This is a genomic window from Pusillimonas sp. NJUB218, assembly GCF_003788685.1.
Classification (GTDB): domain Bacteria; phylum Pseudomonadota; class Gammaproteobacteria; order Burkholderiales; family Burkholderiaceae_B; genus Neopusillimonas.
In genome coordinates this window covers 37,208-43,752 of the sequence record NZ_NQMK01000016.1, presented here as the reverse complement: position 1 = coordinate 43,752, position 6,545 = coordinate 37,208, and the positions used below count along the sequence as shown (strand labels likewise).

Sequence of the window (6,545 nt, the reverse complement as noted above, 5' to 3'; positions counted from 1 at the left end):
CCACAACGATGGGTACTCTCCACGGTGCTCGAGCACCATACGTACAGCGCGTTCACGCACTTCGGGGGAAAATTTGCTTTGCTTCTTCATGGCTCCATTTTCTCAGATGTTGGAGCCTCCACAAATCCCGGGGCGCTTCACCAGGGCTTGTTTGTCCGTAGTATTTGCTGCTTTTTTTGAGTTGCGCGTAGATCTGAGTGCCCTCATTAGCTGCGGTTTTTTTGCTTTCCATATCAACCTTGCTTCAGTAATCAACCTAGAAATAAGTCGGTTACCAAAGCGGCCTCAGCCAGAGGCCTCGTAACCTACCCGCCGAGATACCACGACGGGGGTAGGGTGCTTTATCCCGTTTGAGGCACCTATCGCTGGCCCGGCGTACCGGTTCGATAGGTGCTATTCAAGCGGTGCAGTCTTTGCTGCCGTCATCAAACGATTACGTCGCCATCGTTCGAAGCTGGGTGTTCTCACGAACATACCTGGCGTCCATTTGCTAAAAGGGCAATGCTTGCCCGTGGAACTCCGGCTTTACGTGATGGGTAGCATCGTCAGGCCGGAGCCCTTCAAACCACCTCGCAAAACGACCTCTTCGGTCTGCCGGTTTTCATTCCTTTATCTCCAACCGGAATGCAATGGGTTGCCGCCCAGTCATCTGCCAGTCGTAACCGGAAGAAGGGTGCGGTATTTATCAACATCAATTGTTAATGAGCGTTGCCTTTCGGCTTTATGAAATCATAAATCAATGCTTTATCTTTTGCAAGTTGTTATTAAGCGTTGGTTCTTTATTGGTGATACGACTGGCAATGCCGGATTTATTTAGTTACAGCGTGACAAAAAAATGAAGTCGCTATCTTCAAATTTGCTCTATGACTTGTTCGTAAAGGCTTTGGGTTGTGGTGCACGAGCCTGATGTGGTGGCTACGCTGCGCTCGGTGAGCGTGCCTCGGGGCTTTTATTGTTATTACTCTGCACACCTAAAAGATAGGCTGCGATCATCAGGTCTAGCTGCTGAAGCTGCGTTGGCGATAAACCAACTACATCTTCGTATTTGGTTACTGAAAATGGCCAGTCATTTGATTCGTGGCCTGCTAACGGAGATTGTTGAATTGCAGATTGAATAAATGTGGTGTCTGAAGATGAAAGTCCCCAGTGCTCAGGGCCAACAACGTCAGAGAAATACTGCCAGAGCAAGGGAATTTTTTCCTTTGCGATAGAGCCCGTTTTAATCCAGCCCTGTATTGCCTGGGCGGTCACCTGAAACGCGCGCGCGACTTCAGCCTTCGACTTCACTTTGCCTGAGTCGATTTTTAGTTGTATGGCCTGATCGATAGCAAGGCCGAGTTGTTTTCCGTGTAGCACGGAGCAATCTAACCACCAGTTGGGAAGCAAAAGCAATTATTGTTATTTAGTCGACACTTTATAAAGCAATGATTTATAATTAGTCCTATGGACAATACAAATCTATCAATCGCCAAAGCCTGCGAAATCGCCAAAACAATTCAAGATCCGCATGGGCTACTGGGTCGTAAGCAAAAAAAGGGCGTAACAGCGCTCGCGGATTTATTGCATGTCAGCACTGCCGCTGTTAACCAGTGGCTTTATCTTCGTCGTCCCGTTCCTGTTGCGCAGTGTGTACGTATTGAGCAGCTCACGAGAGGTGCGGTGACACGACAGATGCTGAGGCCCGACGATTGGGCGTCAATCTGGCCAGACCTTAACGAGCCAAATTAAATATTCTTGTTTAGCAGCTAAACACTCTGGACAGGTGGCTGCTAAATCTTTGCCGTGTTTAGCGGCTAAACACTTAGGGAGTACCTCTTATGAAAATTCTTGTTGTGGCACAAGGTAAGGGCGGGGTAGGTAAGACCGCCAGTGCAGCCCATATTGCCTTTTTTGCGCGTGAGGCGGGTTTGCGTGTCTTGGTAGTTGACCTGGATACCGGCGACTTGTCTCGAACACTGGTCGAATATCAAGTGGAAGGCGTCGCCAGTTCTTTATTTACTGAAGCGGGCGTTTCTTGTTTAGCAGCTAAACAGGATGGTGAGGCTGGGTGTTTAGCATTAGTCCCCGCGGACAACCTTTTGGCTAATTTGGTGTTCTTGCCGCTGGAGCAGGCGCAGCTGCAGTTTGCGCAAAGCTTGGGTCGTCTGGCAGCTGAATATGACTTGTGTGTAATTGACACAGCCCCTGGGCTGGGTATTGCCAAGGCAGCAGCTCTGCATGTCGCAGACGCAGTCATATCACCAGTGGAAATGGAGGCGTACTCCATTGAGGGCATCAAGCAAACGATGATCACGGTACTCAATGCGCGTACACAAAACCCCAAGTTGTCGTTCTTGGGGATTTTGCCGAGCAGGGTGGATACGCGAAGCCCACGTCAGATGGCCAACTTGAATCAGGTTCGCGAGGCCCATAGCTCACTTATGGCGCCTTTGGTGATTGGGTTGCGCTCCAGCGTTGCCGAGGCGTTAGCGCATGGTATCCCTGTCTGGAAACTGCGCAAGACATCGGCGCGGGCGGCCGGTGCTGAAATGCGTGCCCTTGGGCAATATGTTCTATCAAAAGTGGGGGTTGCCCAATGAAAAACAATACAGATCGTTTAGCAGCTAAACAGGGCAGTGGATTGGACTTGTCTAGCTTGGGTGATTTGGCATCCATGTTGCAGGTGCCAGCAAACACGGTGCAGTCGTCGGGCTCACCCATGATGGTTGACTTAGATCGAATTCGTGAAGACGAAGCTAACTCCAGGACTCAAGACAACCCAGGCTTTAGCAGTGAGAGCATCTGCGAACTGGCAGAGAGCATGAAAGATGGGCGGGGCGTTAAGTCGCCCCTGTCGTTACGCTCAGACCCTAATGCACCCGGCTTCTACATTATTAACCATGGTCATCGGCGTTATCGCGCAGCAAAAGTCGCGGGGCTGGCGCAGGTGCCGGTGTTCGTTGACGAAGGCTTTGACAAGTTCGACCAGGTCATCGAGAACATTCAGCGTGAAGCCCTAACCCCGCGAGAGATTGCTGACTTTATTGGGAGTGCTCAGGCCGAAGGGCACACCCTCACAGATATTGCTCGTTTCTTGGGTAAGTCTAAAGCGTTCGTTTCGCAGCACGCGGCCTTGTTGGATTTGCCTGAACCAGTAGCAAGGGTCTTTCAGGAGGGACAAGTAAAGGATGTGACGCTAGTTAACGAACTCGCTCGTGCCCATCGAGAAAACCCCAAGGCCGTAGAAGAGACCTTAGCCGGCGACTGTTTAGCAGCTAAACAGCTGACCCGTGAAAAAGTGAAGGCGTTACGCAAACCACCGATGGCAGCACCAACCGCCACTACAGCGCCCAGGGTTGATGACATATCTACTTCAAGTCAGTGGAAAGGATTCTTGTTTGAGCTTTCTGCCGTGCCTGGCGTATCAGCGCAAATCAAAACACTGGCCAACGGGGCAGTCGAAGTCCGAATGGTGGTTGACGATGACATGGCCCTAGGGGCCCTAGTTACGAAACTGGGTATTGGCGCTTCCAACGAGCCGTTTAGCAGCTAAACGGTTTAGCGGCTAAACAGGGGGTAGGGTGTGATGGTAAGTGTGACGATGATCTCGATGGGTGCAGGATTGTTCCTGTGTGCGATGTTAGTTTGGTTGTCCTGGATTGATATTAAGCATGGCCTGTTACCTGATCTGTTGACCCTACCGCTTATGTGGGCAGGGTTGCTCATTAATATTCAAGAGGTCTTTACGCCGTTGCCTGACGCGGTACTGGGTGCTGCGGTGGGCTATGGCGTTTTGTGGTTCGCCAATACGGTTTATCGGTGGCGAGCTGGTCAAGACGGGATGGGGTATGGCGACTTCAAACTGATGGCGGCACTAGGAGCTTGGTTGGGGGTCGGCGCGGTGCCTTGGATTTTGACTGGGGCTTGTGTGGCAGGGGCGATAGCTGCCTGTGTATGGCGGTTTGCTGGTTCCATCAAAGCCGATCACCCCTTCGGGCCGTTCTTGTCAGCGGCCGGGTTGGCCGTGATGATCAAACTGTTTAGCAGCTAAACAGTGTTGCGCTATCTGGGTGCTTGTTTAGCGGCTAAACACCTCTGAGACAGGAGAGCAAACATGCTGTGGGTAAAAGGTGTGAAGACTTTTTTCGCGACTTCTTTCGTTTTATTTGTTGGATTTTATATTGCGTTGATTAATCACGAGTTTGGGTGGGCAGTGCTATGCGCTCTTTTAGCGCTACTGTTCGCGGGTTTTGCCCAGCGTCGAGTCCGTCAGCTATGTGAGTATGAAGAACCCTATAAGAATGTGAGGTTCTTTTGCGTCAACGAAAGTCCTACCGTATGGTCTACACATATCGGCGGTAGTGTGGAAAGACCTGTCGAGCAGGTATGTCGTCGAATTAAAGAGCTAGTTCTAAGGAAGTCCGGGCCGTTAACCGGGATGAAACTTGTTCTGCAGCCCGATGATCGCTTGGCTGTGCGACGCCACAGCTTAAACAGTTTTATTAATAAGCTTGATGCGCTTGCAGGCGTTGAAGGTGCTGTACTGCTAACCGCATCGGTATTGAATGAAACGAATCGGGGGGCAGGCCGACTGCAGGAGCGTATCAAGGCAATTGATGAACGCCCGCAATGGCGCTACCAACTGATCGAACGACGGCTTGGAGTTTTTGATGCTTTGGTAGGGCGAGTGTTCTACGGCTGGACGTTTCCGAAAGCTGGCGGGTTTTGGAATCCGTATGTGCCAGGCTTGATTGCATGGCGAAAATCGGACAATATGCCTGACCTTAATAAAATCAAAGCAAGATGTCCTGCAATAAACGAGTTCGACTCTTTAAAAGGTTGAGAAACGGCATCGAGTGCTACGACACCAATTTGTAGGGCGCATGAGTAATTTTCGAAGTAAGCAATTCCGAGGAGAGGTCTATACGTTTGAACATTTGGAGCCGATCAAATTCAACATGCCTTTAAACGCAGCATCGACCTTGTTTGTTGGTCTGTCAGTTGAGTTTGGGTGCCATTGTTTCACTGAGGCGTTTGACCCAGATAAACATACCCCGGACTATCGTTACGTTCACAAAAACGAGACAAGGGCTTTTGATCTTTTGCGATACCAATGTTCTCTGCAACTGCCAAACATCATGACTGATTTGCAACGAGGACTCGTTTATCGAGCTGACGATAGTTATACCTATGTTGCCCGAATAGCATTGTCAGCAAATGATAGTAGCCAACCATACTCAATTTTCTTTAGCCTAAAAAACATTCATAACGCAAAGGAACCAGCGTTGAAAATGTTCGTCAAGAGTGCGTACTTGAAACCATTGGTAGCGAGTAAAAACGCGCATAGCTGGCGTTTCACATCGTTGGCTGGGCAGGTGTCAGGCGTCTTTTCAGCAAAAGACGTAAAGCCTAAACCCGTGAAGAAAAAGTAAAAGGCCCCGCAGGGCCTTTGACCGACGGGACAAACCCGCCTGCGAGCTTCTGTTACCCTTGCTAACCGCAAGACCCAAATTAGCTTTGGGCAGCATGTTCGTATTGCACTCGCTCTCGAACATCTTGGATTGATCATACCAATTTGATCAAAAATGATCAAGCATTAAACAACGCTATTTAATCGGCCCGAGCCAACACAGAATTAAAACAGGCAGCGTTGGGCTAGGCGTTCTTGCTGTACCGGTCATTGTGTCACATCGTTCTCGGATTCAAGGGCTACGCACCTACGGTGCTTGCGTCCGTTCGGCCGTCCATGACCCTTGAGTCCTGCGCTTGCGACGTGACCGACTCCCGGCCAGGGCAATTCCGCCCTGCAATCAGGAGAACACCATGCTTCAAGATACACAAATTCTGGCTACCGAAGTTAAAGACGAACTGCGCTTTGGGTTTACTGCTCAGCTTTTTGGAGATAGCGCTTGCATAGAGGGCGAAAGGGCGGTTTATCAGTGGATGCGTCGTCTTTGCTCAAGCTATAACGGTGGCTACTGGCAGTTTTACAGCTTATCCAATGGTGGCCATTTTATGATGCCCTCTGGTGCTGATCCACTGCGCTTGGTCTGGCCGCTGAACTGGTCAGATGAAGTGGTCAGTCCCCAGGCAGCAGGCGTCGTTGCTACTCTGTTTGCACTGTCTGAGATGATGGAGCGCGGTGCGGACGATCTGCAGATTCAAAACTTTCACCTCTTGCGTGATTTCCTGGCCGAGCACCCTGAGGCTGGTGCGATGTTTCGACTAACTAATTAAACAATCATAAAGCTCACAGGCCCGCGCATGTCGCGGGTCTTTTTTTGCCTCGCCCCTATATATAGGGACGAGCGACTAATTCCAGTGATCTATTTCGGGTTCTTGAGCAAGGTAGCTGAACACGGTCGGTGCCCCCGGCGCCATTGTCTCAAGCCGAAGCGGGGTGGGGCGGTCTTGCTCCGGGTCAGTGTGTCATGTCGTTCTCGGATTCAAGGGCTGCGCACCTAGGGTGCTTGCGTCCAGTCGGCCGTCTTAGACCCTTGATTCCTGCGCTGCGACATGCCCTTTGAGTGCCGGGCAATTTCGCCCTGACTCGAAAAGGAGATCCT

At 50.7% G+C, this 6,545-nt stretch carries 8 protein-coding genes; 7 read left to right on the top strand and 1 reads right to left on the bottom strand.

The genetic code is table 11. The features are described from left to right. Window positions 1–915 precede the first annotated feature (915 nt). The gene (locus CHR62_RS15965) at window positions 916–1,392 is read right to left on the bottom strand and encodes a hypothetical protein (RefSeq protein ID WP_123661526.1); all 477 of its coding nucleotides are present in this window, start codon (window positions 1,390–1,392) and stop codon (window positions 916–918) included. A 51-nt stretch (window positions 1,393–1,443) separates the two neighbouring features. Between CHR62_RS15965 and CHR62_RS15360 the strand changes: the two genes are divergently transcribed. The 7 genes from CHR62_RS15360 (at window position 1,444) to CHR62_RS15330 (ending at window position 6,216) form a co-directional block, all read left to right on the top strand. Then, on the top strand, window positions 1,444–1,728 hold the full coding sequence (locus CHR62_RS15360) for a Cro/CI family transcriptional regulator (RefSeq protein WP_123661525.1): 285 nt from the start codon (window positions 1,444–1,446) through the stop codon (window positions 1,726–1,728). A gap of 89 nt (window positions 1,729–1,817) precedes the next feature. Continuing rightward, window positions 1,818–2,579 (top strand): ParA family protein, encoded by a 762-nt coding sequence (locus CHR62_RS15355; protein ID WP_123661524.1) that lies wholly within the window; start codon window positions 1,818–1,820, stop codon window positions 2,577–2,579. Then, window positions 2,576–3,532, top strand: coding sequence for a ParB/RepB/Spo0J family partition protein (locus CHR62_RS15350; RefSeq protein ID WP_123661523.1), 957 nt, complete (start codon window positions 2,576–2,578; stop codon window positions 3,530–3,532). Before CHR62_RS15355 ends, CHR62_RS15350 begins: the two co-directional genes overlap by 4 nt. Window positions 3,533–3,565: 33 nt before the next feature. Continuing rightward, the gene (locus CHR62_RS15345; RefSeq protein ID WP_123661528.1) at window positions 3,566–4,030 is read left to right on the top strand and encodes an A24 family peptidase; all 465 of its coding nucleotides are present in this window, start codon (window positions 3,566–3,568) and stop codon (window positions 4,028–4,030) included. A 63-nt stretch (window positions 4,031–4,093) separates the two neighbouring features. Further along, window positions 4,094–4,822, top strand: coding sequence for a hypothetical protein (locus CHR62_RS15340; protein WP_123661522.1), 729 nt, complete (start codon window positions 4,094–4,096; stop codon window positions 4,820–4,822). 40 nt (window positions 4,823–4,862) lie between these two features. Beyond that, entirely contained in the window at window positions 4,863–5,411 is a 549-nt protein-coding gene (locus tag CHR62_RS15335; protein WP_123661521.1) for a hypothetical protein, read from the top strand. A 391-nt stretch (window positions 5,412–5,802) separates the two neighbouring features. Then, a complete protein-coding gene (locus CHR62_RS15330) occupies window positions 5,803–6,216 on the top strand; it encodes an antirestriction protein (protein WP_123661520.1) in 414 nt (137 codons plus the stop codon). The last annotated feature ends 329 nt before the right edge of the window (window positions 6,217–6,545 follow it).

Excerpts from the sequence above, each read along its gene's own strand:
- CHR62_RS15340 (WP_123661522.1), top strand. The coding sequence starts at position 4,094 with ATGCTGTGGGTAAAAGGTGTGAAGACTTTTTTCGCGACTTCTTTCGTT.
- CHR62_RS15345 (WP_123661528.1), top strand. The coding sequence starts at position 3,566 with ATGGTAAGTGTGACGATGATCTCGATGGGTGCAGGATTGTTCCTGTGT.
- CHR62_RS15355 (WP_123661524.1), top strand. The coding sequence starts at position 1,818 with ATGAAAATTCTTGTTGTGGCACAAGGTAAGGGCGGGGTAGGTAAGACC.
- CHR62_RS15350 (WP_123661523.1), top strand. The coding sequence starts at position 2,576 with ATGAAAAACAATACAGATCGTTTAGCAGCTAAACAGGGCAGTGGATTG.
- CHR62_RS15335 (WP_123661521.1), top strand. The coding sequence starts at position 4,863 with ATGAGTAATTTTCGAAGTAAGCAATTCCGAGGAGAGGTCTATACGTTT.
- CHR62_RS15360 (WP_123661525.1), top strand. The coding sequence starts at position 1,444 with ATGGACAATACAAATCTATCAATCGCCAAAGCCTGCGAAATCGCCAAA.
- CHR62_RS15330 (WP_123661520.1), top strand. The coding sequence starts at position 5,803 with ATGCTTCAAGATACACAAATTCTGGCTACCGAAGTTAAAGACGAACTG.